This window comes from Aeromicrobium sp. Leaf291, from assembly GCF_001423365.1.
In the GTDB taxonomy this organism is placed as follows: Bacteria; Actinomycetota; Actinomycetes; order Propionibacteriales; family Nocardioidaceae; genus Aeromicrobium.
Genome location: NZ_LMNM01000003.1, coordinates 362,695 through 385,436, shown reverse-complemented (window position 1 = coordinate 385,436; position 22,742 = coordinate 362,695). Strand labels below are relative to the sequence as shown.

General features: G+C 72.7%; 19 protein-coding genes. 9 read left to right on the top strand and 10 right to left on the bottom strand.

The window, feature by feature from the left end:
• Nucleotides 1–960: 960 nt before the first annotated feature.
• The gene (locus tag ASF35_RS15525) at nucleotides 961–2,367 is read left to right on the top strand and encodes a DEAD/DEAH box helicase (protein ID WP_235499169.1); all 1,407 of its coding nucleotides are present in this window, start codon (nucleotides 961–963) and stop codon (nucleotides 2,365–2,367) included.
• A 59-nt stretch (nucleotides 2,368–2,426) separates the two neighbouring features.
• On the opposite strand, the gene ASF35_RS15520 is transcribed toward ASF35_RS15525, so the two are convergent.
• Nucleotides 2,427–3,488 (bottom strand): hypothetical protein, encoded by a 1,062-nt coding sequence (locus ASF35_RS15520; RefSeq protein WP_055969439.1) that lies wholly within the window; start codon nucleotides 3,486–3,488, stop codon nucleotides 2,427–2,429.
• Nucleotides 3,489–3,566: 78 nt separating this feature from the next.
• Nucleotides 3,567–4,364: a M15 family metallopeptidase gene (locus ASF35_RS15515; RefSeq protein ID WP_235499168.1), complete on the bottom strand. Its 798-nt coding sequence runs from the start codon at nucleotides 4,362–4,364 to the stop codon at nucleotides 3,567–3,569.
• Nucleotides 4,365–4,446: 82 nt separating this feature from the next.
• Between ASF35_RS15515 and ASF35_RS15510 the strand changes: the two genes are divergently transcribed.
• The 3 genes from ASF35_RS15510 to ASF35_RS15500 all read left to right on the top strand — a co-directional run bounded on the left by ASF35_RS15510 (nucleotide 4,447) and on the right by ASF35_RS15500 (nucleotide 7,726).
• Nucleotides 4,447–5,664: an Nramp family divalent metal transporter gene (locus ASF35_RS15510; protein ID WP_055969435.1), complete on the top strand. Its 1,218-nt coding sequence runs from the start codon at nucleotides 4,447–4,449 to the stop codon at nucleotides 5,662–5,664.
• Nucleotides 5,665–5,730: 66 nt separating this feature from the next.
• The gene (locus tag ASF35_RS15505) at nucleotides 5,731–6,810 is read left to right on the top strand and encodes an alpha/beta hydrolase (protein ID WP_055969431.1); all 1,080 of its coding nucleotides are present in this window, start codon (nucleotides 5,731–5,733) and stop codon (nucleotides 6,808–6,810) included.
• 52 nt (nucleotides 6,811–6,862) lie between these two features.
• Complete coding sequence (locus ASF35_RS15500; protein WP_055969428.1) at nucleotides 6,863–7,726, top strand: Fpg/Nei family DNA glycosylase; 864 nt, start codon at nucleotides 6,863–6,865, stop codon at nucleotides 7,724–7,726.
• Between the two features lie 625 nt (nucleotides 7,727–8,351).
• Here ASF35_RS15500 and ASF35_RS15495 read toward each other — a convergent pair.
• From ASF35_RS15495 to eat, 4 genes are read right to left on the bottom strand one after another with little or no spacing between them, the layout of a single operon-like run.
• Nucleotides 8,352–9,191, bottom strand: a complete 840-nt coding sequence (locus ASF35_RS15495) for a DMT family transporter (RefSeq protein WP_055969425.1) — start codon at nucleotides 9,189–9,191, stop codon at nucleotides 8,352–8,354.
• 28 nt (nucleotides 9,192–9,219) lie between these two features.
• The gene (gene eutC / locus ASF35_RS15490; protein WP_055969422.1) at nucleotides 9,220–10,014 is read right to left on the bottom strand and encodes an ethanolamine ammonia-lyase subunit EutC; all 795 of its coding nucleotides are present in this window, start codon (nucleotides 10,012–10,014) and stop codon (nucleotides 9,220–9,222) included.
• The gene (locus tag ASF35_RS15485) at nucleotides 10,011–11,444 is read right to left on the bottom strand and encodes an ethanolamine ammonia-lyase subunit EutB (RefSeq protein WP_255354078.1); all 1,434 of its coding nucleotides are present in this window, start codon (nucleotides 11,442–11,444) and stop codon (nucleotides 10,011–10,013) included. Before ASF35_RS15485 ends, eutC begins: the two co-directional genes overlap by 4 nt.
• Before the next feature lie 2 nt (nucleotides 11,445–11,446).
• Nucleotides 11,447–12,880, bottom strand: a complete 1,434-nt coding sequence (eat, locus tag ASF35_RS15480) for an ethanolamine permease (protein WP_055969419.1) — start codon at nucleotides 12,878–12,880, stop codon at nucleotides 11,447–11,449.
• A 134-nt stretch (nucleotides 12,881–13,014) separates the two neighbouring features.
• On the opposite strand from eat, the gene ASF35_RS18390 reads away from it, so the two are divergent.
• Nucleotides 13,015–13,656: a hypothetical protein gene (locus ASF35_RS18390; protein ID WP_055969416.1), complete on the top strand. Its 642-nt coding sequence runs from the start codon at nucleotides 13,015–13,017 to the stop codon at nucleotides 13,654–13,656.
• Nucleotides 13,657–13,706: 50 nt separating this feature from the next.
• Nucleotides 13,707–14,774: a glycerophosphodiester phosphodiesterase family protein gene (locus ASF35_RS18385; RefSeq protein ID WP_055969413.1), complete on the top strand. Its 1,068-nt coding sequence runs from the start codon at nucleotides 13,707–13,709 to the stop codon at nucleotides 14,772–14,774.
• On the opposite strand, the gene ASF35_RS15465 is transcribed toward ASF35_RS18385, so the two are convergent.
• Nucleotides 14,732–15,028 (bottom strand): hypothetical protein, encoded by a 297-nt coding sequence (locus tag ASF35_RS15465; RefSeq protein ID WP_055969411.1) that lies wholly within the window; start codon nucleotides 15,026–15,028, stop codon nucleotides 14,732–14,734. The genes ASF35_RS18385 and ASF35_RS15465 overlap by 43 nt on opposite strands.
• Before the next feature lie 42 nt (nucleotides 15,029–15,070).
• Complete coding sequence (locus tag ASF35_RS15460) at nucleotides 15,071–16,342, bottom strand: PspC domain-containing protein (RefSeq protein ID WP_055969408.1); 1,272 nt, start codon at nucleotides 16,340–16,342, stop codon at nucleotides 15,071–15,073.
• 145 nt (nucleotides 16,343–16,487) lie between these two features.
• Here ASF35_RS15460 and ASF35_RS15455 point away from each other — a divergent pair, with 145 nt between their 5' ends.
• The 3 genes from ASF35_RS15455 to ASF35_RS15445 all read left to right on the top strand — a co-directional run bounded on the left by ASF35_RS15455 (nucleotide 16,488) and on the right by ASF35_RS15445 (nucleotide 20,982).
• Complete coding sequence (locus ASF35_RS15455; protein WP_235499166.1) at nucleotides 16,488–17,825, top strand: ATP-binding protein; 1,338 nt, start codon at nucleotides 16,488–16,490, stop codon at nucleotides 17,823–17,825.
• Nucleotides 17,822–18,508, top strand: a complete 687-nt coding sequence (locus ASF35_RS15450) for a response regulator transcription factor (protein ID WP_055969405.1) — start codon at nucleotides 17,822–17,824, stop codon at nucleotides 18,506–18,508. Before ASF35_RS15455 ends, ASF35_RS15450 begins: the two co-directional genes overlap by 4 nt.
• A gap of 764 nt (nucleotides 18,509–19,272) precedes the next feature.
• On the top strand, nucleotides 19,273–20,982 hold the full coding sequence (locus ASF35_RS15445; RefSeq protein WP_055969402.1) for a sodium:proton antiporter: 1,710 nt from the start codon (nucleotides 19,273–19,275) through the stop codon (nucleotides 20,980–20,982).
• A gap of 6 nt (nucleotides 20,983–20,988) precedes the next feature.
• Here ASF35_RS15445 and ASF35_RS15440 read toward each other — a convergent pair whose 3' ends face one another.
• Nucleotides 20,989–21,798, bottom strand: a complete 810-nt coding sequence (locus tag ASF35_RS15440; RefSeq protein WP_055969398.1) for an ABC transporter permease — start codon at nucleotides 21,796–21,798, stop codon at nucleotides 20,989–20,991.
• Nucleotides 21,795–22,724 carry an ABC transporter ATP-binding protein gene (locus tag ASF35_RS15435; protein WP_055969395.1) on the bottom strand — a complete coding sequence of 310 codons (930 nt, stop codon included), beginning with the start codon at nucleotides 22,722–22,724 and terminating at the stop codon, nucleotides 21,795–21,797. The genes ASF35_RS15440 and ASF35_RS15435 overlap by 4 nt, the downstream gene beginning before the upstream one ends.
• Nucleotides 22,725–22,742 lie beyond the last annotated feature (18 nt).

Sequence of the window (22,742 nt, the reverse complement as noted above, 5' to 3'; positions counted from 1 at the left end):
TGGGGCTTCGTCCTGCGGCTGCGTCGCTCGGCTGGGTCTTCGCCTGCTGCTGAGTCGCTGGGGTGGGCTTCGCCCGCTGCTACGTCGCTGTGGCTGCGCGTCGACCTGCGCTCCGAAAGGGCCTCGACCGGCGGGCGGGTACGGGCTCGGGCGAGCTCTCGGAGCGCGGCTCGGGGGACGCAAGATTCTGCGTTCGTGCGCGAAGGGTCGAAGGATGCTGCGTTTGCTACGGGATCCGGTGCGGAACGCAGCATCGTTCGGATCGCTGTGCGCGAAGGCAGAATCCTGCGCCTCGACCGGCGGGCGGGTACGGGCTCGGGCGAGCTCTCGGAGCGCGGCTCGGGGGACGCAAGATTCTGCGTTCGTGCGCGAAGGGTCGAAGGATGCTGCGTTTGCTACGGGAACCGGTGCCGAACGCAGCATCGTTCGGGCTTCTGCACGCGAAGGCAGAATCTTGCGTCCGACGGGGCGACTCGCGCGGCGGGTGGGCAGGGATTCTCCCTTCTCGTGGACCGTTCCACGCGAAGGGAGAATCACTGCCCTCCAGGTCCCCATTTCGTCGCCACAGTTCTTCCTTCGCGAGGCACGGTCCACACAAAGGAAGAATCATGCGTGAATCCCGCACAGATGAAGAATCGTGGCCGCGCCCCGCAGACCCAGCCGACCCGGACCCGCTGCTCCGGTCGAGGCCCTTTCGAAGACCAGCCCCGCCTAGGAGCCACACCGACGCAGCCGCAGGGCGACGCTCGGCGACCACGGAGAAGCGAGCCGGGTGACGCAGGGCACGGGAGCGGAAGCGCCGGCCGCGGGTCCTCGGCTGCTAGGCTGGAGGTCCACGGGAGCCCCGGAACGTTCGGAGGGCCTCCCCCTCCTTGCTCGAACAGGCCGCGTCATCCGACGCAGAGCGGTTCGAGCCACCCAACGTCTGAGAGTTCTGTGAACCAGCCTTCTGGCAGCCCTGTGCTGTCCACCCGTCCCACCCCTGCCCTGACGTCGTTCAACGACCTCGGCCTCCCCTCCTCGCTCGTCAAGGCGCTCGCCCGTGAAGGCATCGTCGAGCCCACCCCGATCCAGCAGGCCGTCCTGCCGTCGGCGCTCGCCGGGCGCAACGTGCTCGGCCGCGCCCGCACCGGATCGGGCAAGACCCTGTCCTTCGGCCTGCCCGTTCTCGACCAGCTGGCCGGCGGCACCCGCCGTCCGAAGGCGCCGCGCGGCCTCATCCTGGTGCCCACGCGTGAGCTGGCCACCCAGGTCCAGCGCGCCCTGGCGCCGCTGGCGGCACCGCTGCACCTGCGCATCATGACCGTGCTCGGCGGCACCCCGATCAACAAGCAGATCCACCAGCTGCGCGACGGCGTCGACCTCGTGGTCGCCACCCCAGGTCGCCTCGCCGACCTCGTCGACCGCCGCGCGTGCACCCTCGACCACGTCGAGATCACGGTGCTCGACGAGGCCGACCACCTCTGCGACCTCGGCTTCTTCAAGCCGGTCGACGCCCTCGTGGCCATGACCCGCCAGGGCAGCCAGCGGCTGCTGCTGTCGGCCACCCTCGACGGCGACGTCGACCGTCTGGTGCGTCGTCACCTCCCGCAGCACGACCTTCACGAGATCGAGTCCGCGCAGGAGACCGAGATGCGCATGGACCACCACGTGCTCGTCAGCTCGCGCACCGAGAAGCTGGCCACCGCGGCGCGGCTGCTCGCCGACAACCCCCGCACCATCGTGTTCGCCCGTACCCGCCGCGGAGCCACGCGCCTCGCGCGTCAGCTCACCACGGCCGGCATCGAGGCGGTCGACCTGCACGGCGACCTCAACCAGGCCAAGCGCGAGCGCAACCTTGCCCGCTTCAGCAAGGGTGCGGCCGACGTCATCGTCGCGACCGACATCGCCGCCCGCGGCATCCACGTCGACGACGTGAAGCTGGTCGTCCACTACGACGTGCCGGCCGAGCACAAGGCGTACACGCACCGCTCCGGTCGTACTGCCCGCGCGGGTGAGGCAGGCACCGTCATCACGATGACCACGCGCGAGGACCTGCGCGACGTCGTCCAGCTGCAGGCCAAGGCCGGCGTCACCGCTCGCCAGCACGATGCCGCCACGGCACCGAAGCCGCTGACGCCCGAGGCGCTCGCCGCCAGCGGCATCCTGCCCGAGCGCACGTCGGGCGGAGCCGGACACCGTGCGGGTTCCGGATCCGGACGTGGTGGCCAGGGCCGAGGCGGACAGAACCGTGGTGGTGGCCAGAGCCGGTCGCCGCGCGGCGGTGGCCAGGGCCGCCCCGCCGGCCAGGGTCGCTCTGCCGGCCAGGGTCGCCCCGGCGGCAACCGTCGCCGCAGCGGCGGTGGACAGGCCCGCTCGGCCTCCTGACGTCCGCGAGACCGGCCCCGGTCGTCTGCCTCACCGGCAGGCGGCCGGGGCCTCTCGCATCAGCGCCTCGGTACGACCACGTTGCGGTTGGTGGTCTTCTGACCAGCGGTCGTCGTGACCGTCTGCGCGGTGCTCTGCGTGGCGGCGTCCTGGAACCACCGGTCGCGGTAGCGCGCCTGGTCGTCGGGTGAGACCTCGACCTGCCAGCTGCCGGCCGGCAGGTCGATCGCACGCCACACGCCCTTGGTGGTGTAGGCGCGGGTGAACTCCGACGGATCGCCCACGCGGTGGATCAGCGCGATGCCCTCGACCAGCGCACCCTGGGCGTTGGTGACCCGGCCGATGATCTGCGCCGACCGGTCGACGAAGGTCCGACGGGGGACCGACGCCGACTGCGCGATGCCCACGGACACCGGCGTGACGTGCAGGCAGGACGGGTTGGCGTCACCCTCCGAGACCTTCTCGCGGCTGCCGTCGTGGCAGATGTCGAAGAAGTTGTGCGTCTTGTCGGTGTAGGTGAGGCGGTAGTCGCCACGCGGCAGCCCCTTCACCCGGAACGTGCCGTCGGACTGGACCGGCACGGTGGTGGGGTAGACGACCTGGTCGTCGGCCGCGGGTCCGCGGGTGGGAGCGTCGGCCTCGGCCACCTGGCCCTCCACGAGGACCTCGGCGTGGCTGGGCTGCGCACCGTTCGCGAACGCGACCCGACCGCTGATCGTCGACGCGCGGCGGGCGGTGATGTTCCGGGTGACGGTCGAGCCCATGACCGGTTCGACGATCCGCCAGCCCGCGACCAGGTCGAGGTCGGGGTCGTCGTACCAGAGCTCGTAGCGGGCGTCCTTCACCACGGTCGCCGGTCGGAAGCTGAAGGCGCCCCGCGTGGTCGTGGTGGTGGTCGCGATGGTGGCGTAGCTGTCCCCGGAGTCCGGGTCGCGCAGCATCAGCCGGACCTTGACACCGGGCTGCCACTCGCCGGCAGCGGCGATCGCACCCTTGACGATCGTCGTGGTCGCGGCCTCGGCCGGCGGTGCCGTGACCGAACCGGCCGCGACCAGGCCGCCGGCCAGGCTGAGGGTGGCGAGGAGGGCGACGAGGCGCCCTGCTCGGAGACGGATGTTCATGGTTCCTCCCGATGGTTGGTGGGTGACATCCACCAGATGCACGGTGGCCCCGGAAAGTTGTCCGCGGACGGCGAGGAGTCAGTCGCGGGGGCTCGTCCAGGCCTTCGACGGGTAGCCGGTGTCGAAGTGCATGTAGTCGGCGACGTCGATGTTCTGCCAGATCCAGCCCTCGTCCTCGAAGAGCCGGACGGTCGCGTCGTCGGCCAGGATCTTCCCGGGGGCCGGAGTCCGCTCGGCGTGGGTGGCGCGCGGTGACCAGCAGCGGCAGCGCAGGTCCATCCAGGGGTTGAGGTCGGGGTTGATGTCGATCGCGCGGCCGTTCGCGTGCGGCGACTGCAGCACCGGTGCGTTGATCTGGTCCGGGCGGCGGCAGTTGTACGCGGAGGTGTTGTTGGCCTGCAGGCTCTTCAACGTGTCACCGTCGAAGGCCTCGACCGGGTCCATGCGCTCGATCGGGAAGCCGCGCTCGTGCAGCGTGATGAAGATGCGGCCGAGGCTCCCGACGACGTCGCGGTTCGCCACCAGCACCCCTCGGCGGTCCACGCCCTCGAAGTCGACGTAGGTGACCTCCAGCTCGCGCAGGTCGTCGCGGTCGACGGGGCACCCGGGCCGCCAGGCACCGGTGCGGACCATCGCCGCCCACCGCGCGTCGGAGACCTCGCCGACCGTCGGCGCCGTGGGGGTCGGGGTCGGGGTCGGCGTCGGCGCGGTCTCGGTCTCCGCGGGCGCGCTCGTCGGCGTCGGCGTGCGCGTGGCCGGCGCGTCGTCCGCTCGGTCCGGCCCGGAGCAGCCGACCAGCACGGACGTCGCCAGCACGACGACGGTCAGGACGAGGACGGCCAGGACGCCGGGGGAGCGGTGCGAAGGTCGCGACACCCGACCACGGTAGTGCGGGATCGCCCCCGCCGGGGGTCGGTCCTCGCGCGGGAGCCGCGCGAGCGGTGGCTACGCTGCGGCCATGCTGACGGCGTCCACCCTGCGCGGCCGCATGGTCCTGCTCGGGCCGGCCTTCGTGGCAGCGGTCGCCTACGTCGACCCCGGCAACGTGGCCACCAACGTCACCGCCGGGGCCCGGTTCGGCTACACGCTGGTGTGGGTCGTGGTGCTCGCGAACCTGATGGCCGTGCTGGTGCAGTACCTCTCGGCGAAGCTGGGGCTGGTCACGCAGGCGTCGCTCGCCACCCACGTCGGGCAGCGGCTGCGTCGGGGTCCACGCCTGGCGTACTGGGTGCAGGCCGAGGCGATCGCGATCGCCACGGACCTCGCCGAGGTGGTGGGGGGCGCGATCGCGCTGTCCCTGCTGTTCGACCTGCCGCTCGTGGTCGGCGCCGTGCTGACGGCAGGGGTCTCGTTGCTCGTGCTCAGGATCGGCGACGCCCGCGGGCAGGGTGCGCTCGAGCGCACGATCCTCGGGTTCCTCGCGATGATCGCCGTCGGGTTCGTGGCCGGCCTCGTCGTCAACCCACCGGCCGCGTCGGAGGTGGCCGGTGGCCTCGTGCCGACGTTCGCGGGCGCCGAGAGCGTGCTGCTCGCGTCGGGGATCATCGGCGCCACGGTGATGCCTCACGTCATCTACCTGCACTCGGGGCTCACGTCGGGCCGGCTCGGCGCACGGGGCCGCGAGGTGTCGGTGGCCGGGCTGCTGCGCGCCACGCGGACCGACGTCGTGCTCGCGCTGCTGCTCGCCGGTGTCCTCAACCTGTCGCTGCTGCTCGTCGCCGCGGCAGGCCTGCAGGGTCTGCCGGGCACCGACACCTTGACGGGGGTGCACGCGCTCGTCACGTCGGAGCTCGGGGCGGGGGTGGCGCTGCTGTTCGCAGTGGCCCTGCTCGGGTCCGGCCTCGCCTCGACGGCCGTGGGGGCGGCCGCGGGCGCGGAGGTCATGCAGGGTCTGCTCGGGATCCGTGTGCCGCTGCTGCTGCGGCGGGTGGTGACGGTGATCCCGGCCCTGGTCGTGCTCGTGCTCGGCATCGACCCGAGCCGTGCCCTGGTCGTGTCGCAGGTGGTGCTGTCGTTGGGCATCCCGTTCGCGCTCGTGCCCCTCGTGCGCCTCACCGCGAGCAGGTCCGTGATGGGCGAGCACGTGAACCGAGTGGCCACCACGGTGGCGGCGTGCGCCGTGGCGGCCGTCGTGATCGCGCTCAACCTCTCCCTCCTGGTGCTCACCTTCACGTGATCCGCTCTGCGACCCCCGGAGGCGTTCCCCGGCGGGGCAGGGCGGCCTCTGGCATCATCGCGAGTCATGTCCCTCCCGCTCGTCCCGCGCGTCCGCGTGCCCCGTGACCTCGCAGGGGCGGCGGTGAACCTGCGGGACAAGGCGCAGGGACGTCGCATCGCCGACCTGCGGCCGACCCCGCGCACGCTCATCAAGGTGACGGAGCACGCCAGCCTCTTCCGCTACGACCCGTACCCGGGCCTCGAGCAGCACGGCGAGCCGCTGCTGTTCGTCCCGCCCCTCGCGGCGCCGGCGCTGGCCTTCGACCTGCGCCGCGGGTGCAGCGTGGTGGAGTACTTCGTGCAGCAGGGACGTCCCGTGTACCTGGTCGACTACGGACCGGTCAGCTTCGAGCACCGCGAGCTCGGCATCGAGCACTGGGTGGACACGGTGATCCCGCAGGCGGTCCGCCACGTCCACGCCGACGCCGGCGACCGGCCGGTCCACATGGCGGGCTGGTCGCTGGGTGGGATCTTCACCATCTTCACGGCCGCGTCCGATCCGTCCCTGCCGCTGGCGTCGGCCACGGCGGTCGCCTCGCCCTTCGACCTGACCCAGGTGCCGCTGATCGCGATCACGCGTCCGGTCAACGCGGTCGCGAGCGGTCTGGTCAGTGCCGCGTACCGCACGCTCGGCGGGGTGCCGGCCCCTCTGACCCGTCTGGGGTTCCAGATCTCGGCGATCGACAAGTACCTGACGAAGCCGATCTCGATGCTCACGCATGCGGACGACCGCGACTTCCTCGCCCAGCTCGAGGCGGTGGACCGGTTCACCGACAACATGTACGCCTACCCGGGGCGCACGTTCGGGCAGCTGTACCACGTGGTGGTGCGCAGCAACGCGCTCGCGACCGGCGTCGTGGATCTGGGCGGCCGCTCGATCGAGCTGGCCCGGATCGACGTTCCCGTCCTCGTGGTGGCCGGGCTGGGCGACACGCTCGCGCCGACCGGGGCCGTCAGCCACCTCGTGGACCTGCTCACGGGATCGCCCGACGTGCAGCTCGTCCAGGCGCCCGGGGGTCACCTGGGCGTGCTCACCGGACGAGCCGCGCGTCGGACGTCGTGGCCCGCCATGGAGGGCTTCTACGCCCGGCACGACACCGACTGACACCGCCCTCGGGTCGCGCCGCGTGGTCGGTCCCGGGGCGTAGGCTCGGAGCGTGCCCGAGATGCCCGAGGTCGACGCGCTCGTGGTCTTCCTGCGTGAACGGGCCGTGGGTGCCGTCCTGGCCGACGTCGAGCTGGCGTCGTTCGCCGTGCTCAAGACGTTCGACCCGCCCGTCTCGGCCCTCGCCGGGCTCCAGGTCACGGGCGTGCACCGGCACGGCAAGTTCGTCGACCTCGACGTCGACGGTCTGCACCTCGTGATCCACCTGGCCAAGGCGGGCTGGCTGCGCTGGTCCGACCACCTCACCGACAAGCGCCTCAAGATGGGTGCCGGCCCTCTCGCCGCGCGGGTCCGGCTCGACCACGGCGACGGACCCCACGTCGGCTTCGACGTCACGGAGGCCGGCACCCGCAAGGGCCTCGCGCTGTACGCGGTGCGCGACCCGCAGGACGTGCCCGGCATCGCGGCTCTGGGCCCCGACCCCCTCGCCGAGGGCTTCTCGGTGGCGCCCCTGCTCGAGGGCCGACGCATGCAGGTCAAGAGGTTCCTGCGCGACCAGAAGATCGTGGCCGGCATCGGCAACGCCTACAGCGACGAGATCCTGCACGCCGCGAAGCTGTCGCCGTTCGCGCTCGCCTCCGAGCTCGACGCCGAGGAGGTTGGTCGGCTCGACGCCGCGATCGCGTCGGTGCTCGCCGAGGCGATGGCCGAGGCGCACGGCAAGCCCGCCTCGGAGCTCAAGGACTCCAAGCGCTCCCGCATGCGCGTGCACGGCCGGGCCGGCGAGGTGTGCCCGGTCTGCGGGGACACGGTTGCCGAGGTCGTCTTTGCCGACTCCTCGCTGCAGTACTGCCCCACCTGCCAGACCGGGGGCAAGCCGCTCAAGGACCGGTCGACCAGCAAGTTCCTCAAGTAGGCGGGCCCTCTCGGCTCGGGCCCGTCCTGCGGCTGCGTCGGTCGGGGTGGCCCACTCCTGCGGCTGCGTCGCCGCGGCTGCGAGTCGGGTCGGTCTCCGAGAGGGCCTGGACCGGCGGACGGGTCCGGGCTCGGCCGGGCTCTCGGAGCGCGGCTCCGGGGACGCAGGATTCTGCGTTCGTGAGGGAGAGGGCGGAGGATGCTGCGTTCTCTACGGGATCCCGTCACCAACGCAGCATCGTTGGGGCTTCAGCGCGTGAAGGCAGAATCCTGCGTCCACCGGGGGCGTCTCGTGCGTCGGGTGGGCAGAGATTCTCCCTTCTCGTGGACCGTCCCACGACGATGGAGAATCACTGCCCCTCCGGGGCCCCTGGTCGTCGCCACGATTCTTCCTTCGCGAGGCACGGTCCACGAGAAGGAAGAACCGTGCGTGGATCACGCGCAGATGAAGAATCGTGGCCGCGCCCCGCAGACCCAGCCGAGACCAGTCCCAACGCTCCGGTCGAGGCCCTTCGGAGAGCAGCTCGACTCGCAGCCTCAGCGGCGCAGCAGCAGGCGAAAGCCCAGCGGCAGCGACGCAGCAGCACGCGAAGGCCCGTTGCCGACGCTGCCGACGGACGATTCGGTCAGCCCAGCGCGACGAGGGTGACCGCGGTGGCGGCCAGGGCCAGGCCGACGCCCTGCCAGGCCTGGATGCGCTCCTTCAGCACCAGCGTGGCCAGAAGCACGGTCGCGGCCGGGTAGAGCGCCGAGATGACCGAGACCACCGACAGCAGGCCCTCGCGCGTGGCGAGCAGGAAGGCCGCGGTGGCGGTGGCCCCGAGAGGTCCCATCGCCAGTGCGCGCCACGCTGCGGGCTCGCGAGGGACCCACGGCTGACGCACCGTCACGGCGACGGCCACGACGGCGAGCATGGCCACGGCGTTGGCGAGGGCGAGCGGCCAGAGCCCGGCGTCGTCGCCCACCTGCCCGAGCGCGACGAACAGCACGCCGAAGCCGACGCCGGCCAGCAGGCCGTCGACAACGCCCCCGCGGTGCGCGGCCGCCGCGACCGCGTCCTCCTCGACCACGCGCGACACGAGGGCGATCGCGGGGAAGGCCACCACGATCCCGGCCAGGGCCAGCGCGCTCGGCCGGTCACCCGTGACGAGACCGACCGCCACGGGCAGCAGGGCGCAGACGACCGCGGACAACGGGGCCACCACGCTCATCCGTCCGCCGGCGAGACCGCGGTACAGCACCGCTGCACCCACGCCGGCCCCGACGCCGCCGGCCGACGCCCAGGCCCAGTCCGACCCGACCGCGGCGCCCCCGACGACCGCTGCGGCGGCGGCCACGCACACCGTCGACGACAGCTGCCCGACGACGGCGGTCTGCCACGGGCCCGACCGCTTGGCGAACAGCCCACCGAGGAAGTCCGAGACGCCGTACGCGAGCGCGGAGATCAGGGACAGGACGACGGCCACGCGAGCACCCTAGGGCACGGGGCGAGGTCTACGGCACGTGCTCGACGGCGGCTGCCTCGGCCGCCTCCACCGCCTGCGCGGCGGAGGAGTCCTTGAGCGCCACCCCCGACCGCCCGAGCTGCCGCGAGCCCTGCACGAGCGCCACGGCGATCCGCCCGGCCGCGTCGTAGCCCAGCCCCTCGGGCGGGTGGATGTTGGAGATGCAGTTCCGCTCGGCGTCGCTGCGGCCGGGCCTGGGGTCGTGCGTCAGGTAGATCCCGAGGCTGTCGGCCACCGACAGACCCGGCCGCTCACCGATGGCGACGAGCAGCGACTGCACGCCGAGCGCCTCGCCGACGTGGTCACCGAGCGCCACGCGCGACTGCGTGGCGATCACCGGTGGGGCGATCCGGTAGAGCCCCCCGAGCGCGTCGACGAGCGTCGTGAGCACACCGATGGCGTGGTCGGTGAGGGCGCGGGGGGACAGGCCGTCCGCCAGCACGATCGCGAGGTCGGCGCCGCGATGCTGCCGCAGGTGCTCGAGGTCGGCGGGCCGACGCCCCAGGTCGGGCCGGCGCAGGTACTCGGCGCGCCCCTCCGCCAGGCTGCGCACGCACAACGGCTCGCCGAGGCCGACCTCGCTGACCCGGGCCGCCAGAGCGTCGACGTCGAGGGGCTCGTGCACGGCGTCGCGTGCGGCGGCATGGGCGGCGCGGAACTCCAGCACCCGTCGTGTGGGCAGGGAGCTGCCTGCCCGTCCGAGACCGATGCGGGCCTGCGTGGTGCGCCGCAGACCGTCCCACGGGTCGTCCCCGGGCCGCGACGGTGGGGGAGTGCCGGTCACGACGGTCCCGCGATCGAGAGCAGTGGCGAGGCACCGAGGTCGACCGGGAGCACCCGTCCCGCGTCGTCGACCATGCCGAGACCGGCCAACCACGCCTCGAACTCCGGCGCAGGTCGTAGTCCGAGCGCCTGCCGCACGTAGAGCGCGTCGTGGAACGACAGGCTCTGGTACCCGAGCATCACGTCGTCGGCACCGGGCACCGCGATGACGAACGCGGCGCCGGCCACGCCCAGGAGCGTCAGCAGCGTGTCCATGTCGTCCTGGTCGGCCTCGGCGTGGTTGGTGTAGCAGACGTCGACGCCCATCGGCAGCCCCAGCAGCTTCCCGCAGAAGTGGTCCTCCAGGCCCGCCCGGATGATCTGCTTGCCGTCGTAGAGGTACTCCGGACCGATGAAGCCGACGACGGTGTTCACGAGCAGGGGGTCGAGCGCCCGGGCCAGCCCGTAGGCACGGGTCTCGAGCGTCTGCTGGTCGACCGCCCTCCCACCGGTGCCCAGATGGGCGCCGGCCGAGAGAGCCGACCCCTGCCCCGTCTCGAGGTACATGACCTGGTCGCCCACGGTCCCGCGGCCGAGCGACCGCCCTGCCGCGCTGGCCTCGAGCAGCAGCGGCACGGTGACGCCGAAGGACGCGTTCGCCCCCTCGGTCCCGGCGATGGACTGGAACACCAGATCGACGGGCACTCCTTGCTCGATGAGGTCCAGCGTGGTCGTGACGTGCGAGAGCACGCACGACTGCATCGGGATGTCGAAGCGCAGACGGAGCTCGTCGAGCAGGTGCAGCAGACGTGCCGTGGTCTGCGGGGAGTCGGTGGCGGGGTTGATGCCGATGACCGCGTCACCGGACCCCATGAGCAGCCCGTCGAGCGTCGCAGCAGCGATCCCGGCAGGGTCGTCGGTGGGGTGGTTGGGCTGCAGGCGGGTCGCGATCCGCCCCGGCAGGCCGATCGTCGTGCGGAAGGCCGAGACGACCTGCGCGGCCTGGGCGACGAGCACGAGGTCCTGGTTGCGCATGAGCTTCGAGACGGCGGCCACCATCTCGGGCGTCAGTCCGGGAGCCAGGGCCGCGAGGGTGGTCGCGGCGTCGGGACGGGTGCACTGCTCGAGCAGCCAGTCGCGCAGCCCGCCCACCGTGAGGTGGGCCACCGGGGCGAACGCGGAGGCGTCGTGGGAGTCGATGATCAGGCGGGTGACCTCGTCGCTCTCGTACGGGACGACGTGCTCGTCGAGGAACGTCTGCAGCGGCTCGTCGGCCAGTGCCCACGCGGCCGCCGCGCGCTCGGCGTCGGACTCGGCGGCACACCCGGCGAGCTGGTCCCCGGAGCGAGCGGGGGTGGCCTTCGCCATGAGGTCGACGAGACCGTCGAAACGGTAGGTCGTGCCGCCGAGGCTCTGACGGCGTATCGGTCCCCCTGCCCCCGGACCGGCCACGCTCACTCCAGCTCCTGCTCGGCGCGGGCCAGTGCGGCGAACTCCTCGTCGGGGGAGGCGGCCACGAGGTGGTGACGGCTGTAGAGGGCGAAGTACGCCATGAACGCGGTGAAGACCGCCACGCACCACAGGGCTGCGGTGCTGTCGACGAGGAACGTGGCGACGACCGACAGCGCCGCCACGGCCAGCGCGAAGCCGGTGGTCGCGATGCCGCCCGGCGTCCGGTAGGGCCGGGGCATGTCGGGCTCGCGGACCCGTAGCACCACGTGGCTCACCATCATCAGCACGTAGCTGAGGGCCGCGCCGAAGACGGCCATGTTGAGCAGGAGCGCACCCTGGCCGGTCAACGAGAGCCCGAACCCGACGATGCCCGGGACGACGAGCGCCAGCACCGGCGCCTTGCGGCGGTTCGTGACCGACAGCGCCGTCGGCAGGTAGCCGGCCCGCGACAGCGCGAACAGCTGGCGCGAGTAGGCGTAGATGATCGAGAAGAAGCTCGCGACGAGCCCCGCCAGGCCCACGTAGTTGACGACGGTCGCGGCCGTCCCGTCGCCGAGAGCCTCCACGAGGGGGTTGCCCGATGACGACATCGCCTCCGCGCCCCCGGCGCCGGGCGTGAGCACGAGGACGGCGACGCAGGTGACGAGCAGGACCGACATCGCCGCGATGATCCCGCGTGGCACGTTGCGCTCGGCGTCGGCCGCCTCCTCGGCGGCGAGCGGGACGCCCTCGATGGCGAGGAAGAACCAGATGGCGAACGGGATCGCCGCCCAGATGCCGAGGTAGCCGAAGGGCAGGAGCTCCGAGGCCCCGGCGGCGTCGGTCGGAGCGATGTCGGTGAGCCGCGAGGCGTCGAAGTCGCCGATCGCCGCGATCGCGAACACGAGCAGGCCGACGAGCGCGACGGAGGTGATGACGAACATGACCTTGAGCGCCTCGCCCACCCCGGCGAGGTGGATGCCGATGAAGAGGGCGTACACCGCCAGGTACACCCACCAGCCGTCGGTGATGCCGAACAGGCCGAGCGACTCGACGTAGGCGCCGATGAAGGTCGCGATGGCGGCAGGGGCGATCGCGTACTCGATGAGGACCGCGGTCCCGGTGGCGAAGCCGCCCCAGGGCCCGAGCGCACGCCGGGCGAACGTGTAGCCGCCACCTGCGGCGGGCAGCGCCGACGACAGCTCGGCCATGCCGAGGACGAGGGCCAGGTACATGGCGGCGACGATCACCGTCGCGATGAGCAGGCCGCCGAAGCCGCCCTCGGCGAGGCCGAAGTTCCAGCCCGAGTAGTCACCCGAGACGACGTAGCTGACGCCCAGCCCGGCCAGCAGGACCCATCCCGCCGTTCCCTGCTTCAGCTGGCGCTTCTCCAGGTACTCCTGGGCGGTCGCGTCCGTCCCGGAGGCTCCGGTGGGAGCCTTCTCCTGCTGGGCCATGTCCCCTCCTCGTGTGCGTGAGGGTCGCGACGCTAACGAGACGATGTTTCGACCGCGTGTGCGTCCCGTTGCCACCGTGCGCGATCCCCGCGGCAGTCGGTGGACGGCTGGGGCGCGGGACCTACGCTGGTGCCATGACGCACGACGGCGGACCACGACGCGAGAGCTGGAGCGCGCGCACCAACCGCGCCGTGCACGGGGCGACCACTCGCGTCGACGGGCAGACGGCCGACGCCGCGCACCGTGCGGTCGCCGTCATCGTCCCGGCCGTGCGGCTGATGCGGATCCCGTCGCTCCTGCTGGCGGTCGCACCCCTGCCGTTCCTGGCGGCCACGTTCGCGCTCGGCCTGGCGTCCGGCAGCACCGTCGGCACGGTGCTCGTGGTAGCCGCGGTCCTGCTGGCCCTGGTGCCCGCGGCCTTCGCGGCGCGTCGCCACCGTGTGCTCCGGGCGGTCGAGGAGCCCGAGCAGCTGGCCACCGAGCTCGGCATCGCGGTGAGCCTGAGCGACAAGGTCGACGAGACGCGCGGCGCACTCACCTCGATCGCCGGCGGCGGGGGCTGGCGGGTGCTGTCCCGGCTCAAGGGCGTGTGGTCGGGCGTCGGCATGACCGGGCGGTGGATCGAGGGCGTGGGCGACCTCCCGCGCGCCCGCTACTTCGTGCCGCCCAAGATCGGTACCTCGGTCAGCCTGGTCGTCGCCACGCTCTGGACCGTGCCGATCTCGGCGCTGCTGGCCTTCTTCGCCCTCGTCGCGGCCATCGCCGGGACGCTCTGACCGCAGCGAGGTCCCCCGACGAGCTCGTCGGGAGTGCTTCACTGGATGTCATGAGCGGTCCGGCGCCCTGGCCACCCGTCCCAGCCGTCATCGGTCATCGCGGTGTGCCGGGCCTCCGCCTGGAGCACACCCGCGCGTCCTACGAGCTGGCGATCGAGCAGGGGGCCGACTACATCGAGCCCGACGTGGTCGCCACGCGCGACGGACACCTCGTCGTGCGGCACGAGAACGAGATCGGGCACACCACCGACATCGCCGCGCGCCCGGAGTTCGCCGACCGGCGCACCACGAAGCGGATCGACGGCGTGTGGCTGAGTGGCTGGTTCACCGAGGACCTCACGCTCGAGGAGGTCAAGACCCTGCGCGTGCGCGAGCGTCTCCCGCAGCTGCGCCCGCAGAACCTCCCCCTCGCCGGCACGCAGCAGGTGCTGACGTTCGAGGAGGTCCTGGAGATCGCCCGCCGGGCCGATCGTCGGGTGGGGGTCTACGTGGAGACCAAGCACCCCACCTACTTCCGCGGGCTGGGTCTCGACCTGGACGACCGGCTGCTCGACGCGCTGGAGGCCGCCGACCTGAACCGTCCGGACGCCGACGTCCCGGTGGTGATCCAGTCGATGGAGACCGCCAACCTGCGCGGGTTGCGGCCGCGCACACCGCTCACGCTCGTCCAGCTGCTCGACCGCAAGGACGCGCCGTGGGACCTGGTGGCCGCCGGTGACCCGCGCACCTACGCGGACCTGACCACGAGCGACCAGCTGGCCGAGCTCGCCCGCCACGTCGACGGCATCGGTCCGAACAAGACGCTGGTCATCGCGCGGCGACGGGGTCACTGGCTGGACGGGGAGACCGGCCTGGTGGAGCGCGCGCACGCCGCGGGTCTGCTCGTGCACATCTGGACGATGCGCGACGAGAACAACTTCCTGCCCGCCGACTTCCGCTCCAGCGCCGACGTGGCCGCCCGCGGCGACGCCGAGGCCGAGTACCTCGCGTTCTTCGATGCCGGGGTGGACGGGGTGTTCACCGACTACGCCGCCACCGCGGTGGCGGCGCGTGACCGTTGGCTCGTCGCCGGGGGTCAGTCGCGGCGGTCGGGATCGATGTCGTCGGTCTCGTCGTAGTCCGCGACGTCCGGGGCGACAGGCGCCGCGGCCCGCGGCGCACGGCCGCGCCGGCTGACGACGAGCGTCGCGGCCAGGCCGAGGACGCCGAGGACGATGAGTCCGACCGCGACGGCGCGCCCGATCTGGTCACCGTCGAGCACGTCCTGGCCCCGCGCAGCCCACAGGCCGGCCGCGGCGAGGAAGAACAGGCCGAAGAGCGTGTTGAAGGGCCGCACGCGGGGGCGTCGGGTCGAGGTCGGCGAGGTGGTCATGGTGCTCCTGTCGGAAAGAGGGTCGGGGGTGGGCGGCGGCGGTCATGGGCGACGCACCTCCACCTGACCGAGCGAGTGGTCGACGTCGATCGTGAGGGCCGGACCTGTGGCGGAGGCCCGCAGTCGCCGGTCGACCCCGCTGTCGCGCTCCCCGAGGACCACGAGGTCACCGGCGCGGACCGACGCGTCGACCACGACGGGCACGCCGTCGGGCACGACGACCACGGTCTGGCCCATGCCGGTCTCGATCTCGATCGTCCGCCCGAGCAGGGCCTCCGGGTCGGACACGTCGGTCAGGTCCAGCTCGAACTGGCCGAAGCCGAAGGAGTAGCTGTCGCGGACCTGCGACGCGCTCTGCGGGGCGACGTCCAGCTCCCCGCCGCGAAGCGTGGGGACCAGGGTGCCCAGCGCGAGCACGGGCAGCAGGAGCAGCCCGATGAGCACGAGCGGGAGACCTCCTCGCGCGAAGGTGCAGAGCACGAGGCCCAGACCGACGACCGCGAGGGCCACGGCCACGTAGGTCGGCCACGTCGGGTCGGCCACGAGGCGCACCACGGCGAGGGCGATCGCGATCGACGACAGGGTCAGCAGCGTCGGGATCCAGCTGTACGGCTCACGTGGTTCCCGCGGGGGCGGGGGCTGGATCGAGCGGCGCGGCTCCGACGGAGGAGTGGGTGGGAGGCCCGCGGTCGGGTGCTCGCCGGGGGCCGTGTCGAGGACGACCGTGTCGGTGGGGGTCGACGACCACGCGGTGGCGGGATCGGTCACGGTCGGGCGGTTGGAGCCTGCGGGGTCCGACCCGGTGTCGACGCCGTGGCCCTCGTGCCCGCGCCGCCGGCCCCCGCGCCGGACCAGCCAGACGACCAGGGCGACAGGTCCGCCGATGACGAGCGCGGCCCAGAACAGCCCGTCCCCGCCCCAGCCCCAGCCACCGTCGCCGAGCACACCGAGCACGGCCAGCACCGCGGCCACCACGAGTCCGGTGTCGCGCACCTGCGCCTCGCTGGTGTCGAGCCCGAACCACTCACCGACGTGGCTGCGCGGCTCGTCGTCGGCGGGCAGCAGCAACCACCCTGCGACGTAGAGGATGACGCCGGCGAGTCCCACGAAGCACAGGACGACCGTGAGCACCCGCACGACGACCGGGTCGATGTCGAAGCGGCGGGCGACGCCGTCGCAGACGCCGGCGAGCATCCGGTCGTCGGAGCTGCGGCGCACCTCGGAGAAGGCACGGAAGCCGCGACGCGGGCCGGGTGCGTGGGGACTCGCGCCCGGGTCGGGCGCCTGGTCGGTGGGAGGGGGCTGCGTGGTCATGGCTCCATCGTCGGCCGGGCAGGGCGTGCGGCACCATCGGGCGCGACCCTGGTCCGACCCTGGTTCCCGAACCCGGGGGACCTCGGGGGACCACGGGTGCGACACCTGGTGGCGCCGGCTCGCGCGCACGTGTGACGATGCCGAGGTGAGCCAGACCGCCCTCGGAGCCAGGACCCCTCCTGGTCCGTCCTCCGACCGCCCTCGGGTGCGGCGCGCCTACCGTCCGGCGGACCATCGCGTCGTCGGCGGGGTCGCGATGGGGCTGGCCGAGCACCTCGACGTGCCGGTCCTGTGGGTGCGCGTCGGCTTCGTGGTCACCACCTGGTTCAACGGCGTCGGCGTCCTGGCCTACCTGCTGCTGTGGCGCTTCATGCCACTGCGCCGACCGGAGCTGTCGCCCGGGCTGGAGTCCGCGAGCCGTCGTGGCATGCGCGCCGCGGGCCGCCCCGGCGTCCTCGAGATCGTGCAGACCGTCGCCGTGCTCGCCGTGGGCGTCGGGGTCCTCTTCCTCGTGCAGGGCGGAGGTCGGCTCACCGGGTCGCTGCTGATCCCGCTGCTCATCGTGGTGGTCGGGGTGGCGGTCGTCTGGCGCCAGATCGACGACGCCGCCTGGCAGACCTGGCTCACCCGCACGACAGGGTGGGGCTTCGTGGCCCGCGTCGCGGTCGGGCTCGGCCTGGTCGCCCTCGGCGCCGTGTACCTCGTGACGCAGGAGCGTGGCCTGTCCGCGGTGCGCGACCTCGGGTCGGCCCTCGCCATCGCGGTCGTGGGTCTGCTCCTGCTCCTCGGGCCCTGGATCATCTCGCTCGTGACGGCCCTCGGGAGCGAGCGCCGCGAGCGCATCCGCACGCAGGAGCGCGCCGACGTGGCCGCGCACCTGCACGACTCCGTGCTCCAGACGCTGGCGCTGCTGCAGAAGAACGCCGACGACCCCGCCGCCGTCGCCACCTTGGCGCGACGTCAGGAGCGCGAGCTCCGGTCCTGGCTCTACGGGGACGAGGAGTCCCCGGGCGACTCCCTCGCCGCGGCCCTGCGGGAGGTCCGCAGCGAGGTGGAGCAGACGCACCAGCTGGTGGTCGAGCTGGTGGTGGTGGGCGACACGGCGCTCGACGCCGACCTGGTGGCGCTCGTCCGCGCCACGCGCGAGGCCGTCGTGAACGCCGCCAAGCACGCCCAGGTGGATCGCGTCGACGTGTACGCCGAGGTCGGCAGCACGCAGGTCGAGGTGTTCGTGCGCGACCGCGGGACCGGCTTCGACCCCGACCTGATCGCCGACGACCGGATGGGCGTCCGGGGCTCCATCGTGGGCCGGATGGAGCGTCATGGCGGCACCGCCCGGGTGCGCAGCACGCCGGGGGAGGGCACGGAGGTGGCGCTCACCCTCGCCCGACGCGCGGCGCCCGCTGCGGGCGAGACCTCTTCGGTGCGACCCGATCCGGCACCCCGCGACCCTGCTCCACCCGAGGCCGAGGAGGCCCCATGACCGACGACCGTCCCCCGACCGGCCGGCCCGGAGGCAGCGCGCCCCTGCGCGTGCTCATCGTCGACGACCACGCCATGTTCCGCACCGGGGTGCGCGCCGAGCTCGAGAAGGACCCCCGGCTCCAGGTGGTGGGCGAGGCCGAGGACGTCGACACCGCCGTCCCCGCCGTCCTGGAGCTGCGTCCCGACGTGGTCCTGCTCGACGTGCACATGCCCGGGGGCGGGGGAGCCGAGGTGATCCGGCGGGTCGACCGCACCGCACCGGACGTGCGGTTCCTGGCGCTGTCGGTCAGCGACGCCGCCGAGGACGTCATCGGCGTGATCCGCGCCGGCGCGCGCGGCTACGTCACGAAGAACATCTCCGGCAGCGAGCTCGTCGACGCCCTCCACCGCGTCGCCTCGGGCGACGCCGTGTTCAGCCCTCGCCTCGCCGGCTTCGTGCTCGACGCCTTCGCGGGGACGATCGAGGTGGCGCAGGTCGACGAGGACCTCGACCGACTGACCGAGCGCGAACGCGAGGTCATGCGGCTCATCGCCCGCGGCTACGCCTACAAGGAGGTCGCGAAGGAGCTGTTCATCTCCGTCAAGACCGTCGAGACGCACGTCTCGAGCGTTCTGCGCAAGCTGCAGCTATCGAGCCGGCACGAGCTCACCAAGTGGGCGAGCGACCGGCGTCTGATCTGAGGTCCGAGGGCGCGTCCTTCGAAGGGCTTTCGGTCGTCGGTGCGTGCCCTCCGCTGAGGCTCCGCTCGCCCGGTGCGTCGCCTCGCCTGGGTCTTCGCTCGCTGCTGCGCTACTGCGGCGCCGAGTCGGGGCGTTCTCCGAGTGGGCCTCGGCCGGCGGAGGGGTCTGGGTCCGGTTGGGTTCTCGGAGCGTGGCTCGAGGGGACGCAAGGTTCTGCGTTCGTGCGTGAGGGGTCGAACGATGCTGCCTTTGCTACGGGATCCCGTCACCAACGCAGCATCGTTCGGGCTTCAGCACGCGAAGGCAGAATCGTGCGTCCCCGGTGCGCGGGGTGGGCAGGGATTCTCCCTTCTCGCGGACCGTTCCACGGGAAGGGAGAATCCCTGCCCCTACGGCGCCCGAGTCGTCGCCACGATGCTCCCTTCGCGAGGCACGGTCCACGCGAAGGGCGAATCGTGCGTGGATCCCGCGCAGATGGAGAATCGTGGCCGCGCCCCGCAGTCCCACCCGAGTCCAGACCCCCTGCTGCGGTCGAGGCCCTTCCGGAGACCGCCCCGACTCGGAGCCACAGCAGCGCAGCCGCGGGCGGAGACCCAGCCGCCCCGCACATCCGACCGAGCCGAGACCCACCGCTCCGGTCGAGGCCCTTTCGGAGCGCCGGTCCACTCGCGGCCACAGCGACGCAGGAGCGAGCGAAGCCCCAGCCGCACCGACGCAGCAGCGGGCCAACGCCCATCGGAGAACCGACGTGGAGACTGGTCCCCATGGATCTCCTGCTCCTCACCGTGATCGGCGTGCTGGTCATCGTCGCTGCGACCTCGCTCGCCGGACGTCTGGGGGTCGCGGCGCCGCTGATCCTCGTCCTCGTGGGTGTCGCGATCTCCTACGTCCCGGGGGTGCCCCGGTTCGAGATCGCACCGGAGGTGATCCTGGCGGGGGTGTTGCCACCGCTGCTCTACGCGGCGTCGGTGAACATGCCGACGGTGGACTTCCGTCGCGACTTCAAGGCGATCAGCGGCCTGTCGGTGGTGCTCGTGCTCGCGTCCGCCACCACGCTCGGCTGGCTGCTGCCGCTCGTGGTGCCGGGGCTCGGCTTCGCCGAGGCATTCGCCCTCGGAGCCATCGTGAGCCCGACCGACGCCGTCGCGACGTCGATCGTGCGTCGCACCGGGGTGGCGCCCCGCCTCGTCACGGTGCTCGACGGCGAGAGCATGCTCAACGACGCCACCGCGCTCGTGCTGCTGCGGACTGCGGTCGCCGCCACGGGGGCCTCGGTGTCGATCTGGCAGGTCGGGCTCGACTTCGTGCAGGCGGTCGTCGTGGCCGTGCTCGTCGGCGCCCTGGTCGCGGCGGTCAGCCTGCTCGTGCGCTCGCTCGTGGAGGACGCGACCGTCGCCACGTCGATCTCGTTCGTCGTCCCCTTCCTGGCCTATGCGCCGGCCGAGCACCTGGGCGGGTCCGGTCTCGTGGCCGTGGTCGTGGCCGGGCTGGCGATCGGGGCCCGCGGCCTGGTGGAGCTGCGGGCGGAGGACCGGATCGCGGAGGAGGTCAACTGGCGGACCATCGCCTTCCTGCTGGAGGGTGCGGTGTTTCTCGTGATGGGCCTGGAGCTGCGGCCCCTCATCGCCGACTTCGAGGCCTCGGGCCAGCCGTGGAGCCGGCTCGCGACGGTGACGGCCATCGCGTTGGCCGTGCTGTGGGTGGGGCGCTCGCTCTACGTCGGGCTCCTGCTCCTCGGGCTGCGTCGTGACCGGAAGGCGTCGGCACGTCATGCCCCACGCCTGGCCACCTTTCGTGAGTACCTGGCGTCCGACGACGCCCAACGGCACTCCCAGCGGCGTCGCGAGAGGGCGCTCCAGGCGATCGCCCGTCGCGAGGCCGACCTCACCTTCTACGAGGAGCAGCGGCTGGGCCGTCGCGACGGTGTGGTCCTCGTGTGGGCCGGCATGCGCGGGTGCATCACGCTCGCCGCCGCCCAGACACTCCCGCCCGACACGGTGCAGCGCAGCCTGCTCGTGCTCGCTGCGTTCTGCGTGGCCGGGCTCTCGCTGCTCGTGCAGGGTGGCACGTTGTCGTGGGTGGTCCGACGTCTCGGCGCCGAGTCCGACCGCACGGAGCAGCGCCGCGGGCAGCTCCGGGCGCTCCTCGACGCGCTGGGGGAGGTGGCCGACGCCCGCTGCACGGAGGTGCGGGAGACCGGCCTGGACGGCCGGTCGATCGATCCCGAGGCGGTGGAGCAGGTGCGCCGCCGCCGCACCCCCGCTGCGGAGTGGGAGTGGGCCGGCGACGACGGGCCCGAGCGCGACCGGCGTCTCGACGACTTCGCCCGGCTGAGGCGTGTGGTGCTGGACGACCAGCGCGAGGCGTTGCTCGACCTGCGTGCCGAGGGCCGGTACGACTCGCAGGTGCTCGACAGCGTCCTGTCCCGGCTCGACGTCGCCGAGATCGCCGCGGTCCGCCGGCCGCATCCCTGACGGACGTCAGGAGATCTCGGCACGCATCACGAGCCACAGTCCCGCGAGGGTCGGCAGGAGCAGCCACACCGTCCCGGTGACCCCCAGCTGGGCCCACTCGGTGGCCGAGAGCCCGCCCTCGTAGAGCGCGCCGTGCGCCCAGCCGAAGTCGACCCAGCCCACGACGTCGCGGTACCAGTCCTGCGTCGCGTAGAGCAGCTGGCTGAGGGTCGGCAGGAGACCCCAGAACACGAAGTACGCCACGAGCGCCACGGCCGAGCTGCGGGTGACGACGCCGAGCATGAACCCGACGAACATGCCGAGCACCTGCGCGAGCACCAGCGTGCCGACCTGGCCGACGGTCAGGTCGATCACCGGCTCGGTGCCACGCAGCGCGGGTCCGAGGTAGGCCCCGCCGAGCGCCACCACGAGCGCCAGTGCCATGGCGCCGACGCCGATGATCGTCGTGACGACGGCCTTCGCCGCGATGGTCCGGCCCCGACGTGGGACGAGGGTGAAGGTGGTGAGCCCACTGCGCTGGGACCACTCACCGGTCACGAGCAGGATCGAGACCACGGGCAGCAGCACCGCCATGGGCGTGCCGACGGCCGAGCCGAACGTCTCGAAGGTCAGGGCGTCGTCGGGTGCCCACAGCATGACCGCGGCCGTGGCGAGCACCGCGACGATGCCGATGCTGGCGAGCAGCCACGTGCCGGCCCGGGTGTCGAACGTCTTGCGCATCTCGACCCCGACGACGCGACCGAACGGGATCGGCTCGGGCACGGCGCGCGAGCCAGGTCGAGCGGGAGCGGTGGCGGGGTGGGTGGCGGTGCTCATGCTGCGGCTCCTGCCGGTGTCGTGGTGCCGCGGGTGGGCGTGGCCTCGCGCTGCGTCCCGGCGGTCAGCTCGAGGAACATCTCTTCGAGGCCGGCGCCGTCGGCGGCGCGTAGCTCGGTCAGGTGGATCGACGCCGTGACGGCGACGTGGCCGACGGCTGCGGGGTCGGCGTCCACGCGCAGCCCGTCGCCGACGTCGGTGGTGCGGTGGCCCGCCGCGGCGAGTGCCGCACGCAGGGCGAGGAGGTCGGGGCTGCGCACGACGGTGCCGGCCGAGGCCAGCAGCTCGGCCTTCGTGCCCTGGGCCACGATGCGGCCCTGCCCGATGACGACGAGGTCGTCGGCGACCACCTCGATCTCGTGCAGGAGGTGCGACGACAGCAGCACGGTGGCGCCGTCGTCGGCGTAGCGACGCAGCACGTCGCGCATCCACCGGATGCCGGCGGGGTCCAGCCCGTTGGCCGGCTCGTCGAGCACGAGGACCTCGGGCCGACCGAGCAGGGCCGTCGCCAGGCCGAGGCGCTGGCGCATGCCGAGGGAGTAGTGACGCACGCGGCGCGCCGACTCGGCCTCCGACAGCGAGACGAGGTCGAGCATCTCGTCGACGCGTCGGGGCGACAGTCCCATGGTGCGGGCCGCGAGGGTGAGGATCTCGCGACCGGTGCGGCCGGCGTGCTGGGCTGAGGCGTCGAGCAGGACCCCGACCTCCAGGCCGGGGTTCGGCAGGTCGACGTAGCGACGTCCGCACACCTCGGTGCTGCCGGACGTCGCAGGGGTGAGCCCGGTCAGCACGCGCAACGTGGTCGACTTGCCGGCGCCGTTCGGGCCGAGGAAGCCGGTCACGCGCCCCGGGCGGGCGGTGAAGGTGACGTCGTCGACGGCGGTGAACCGCCCGTACGACTTGGTGAGGGAGTCGATCGTGATCATGACGGCCAGCCTCGTCCT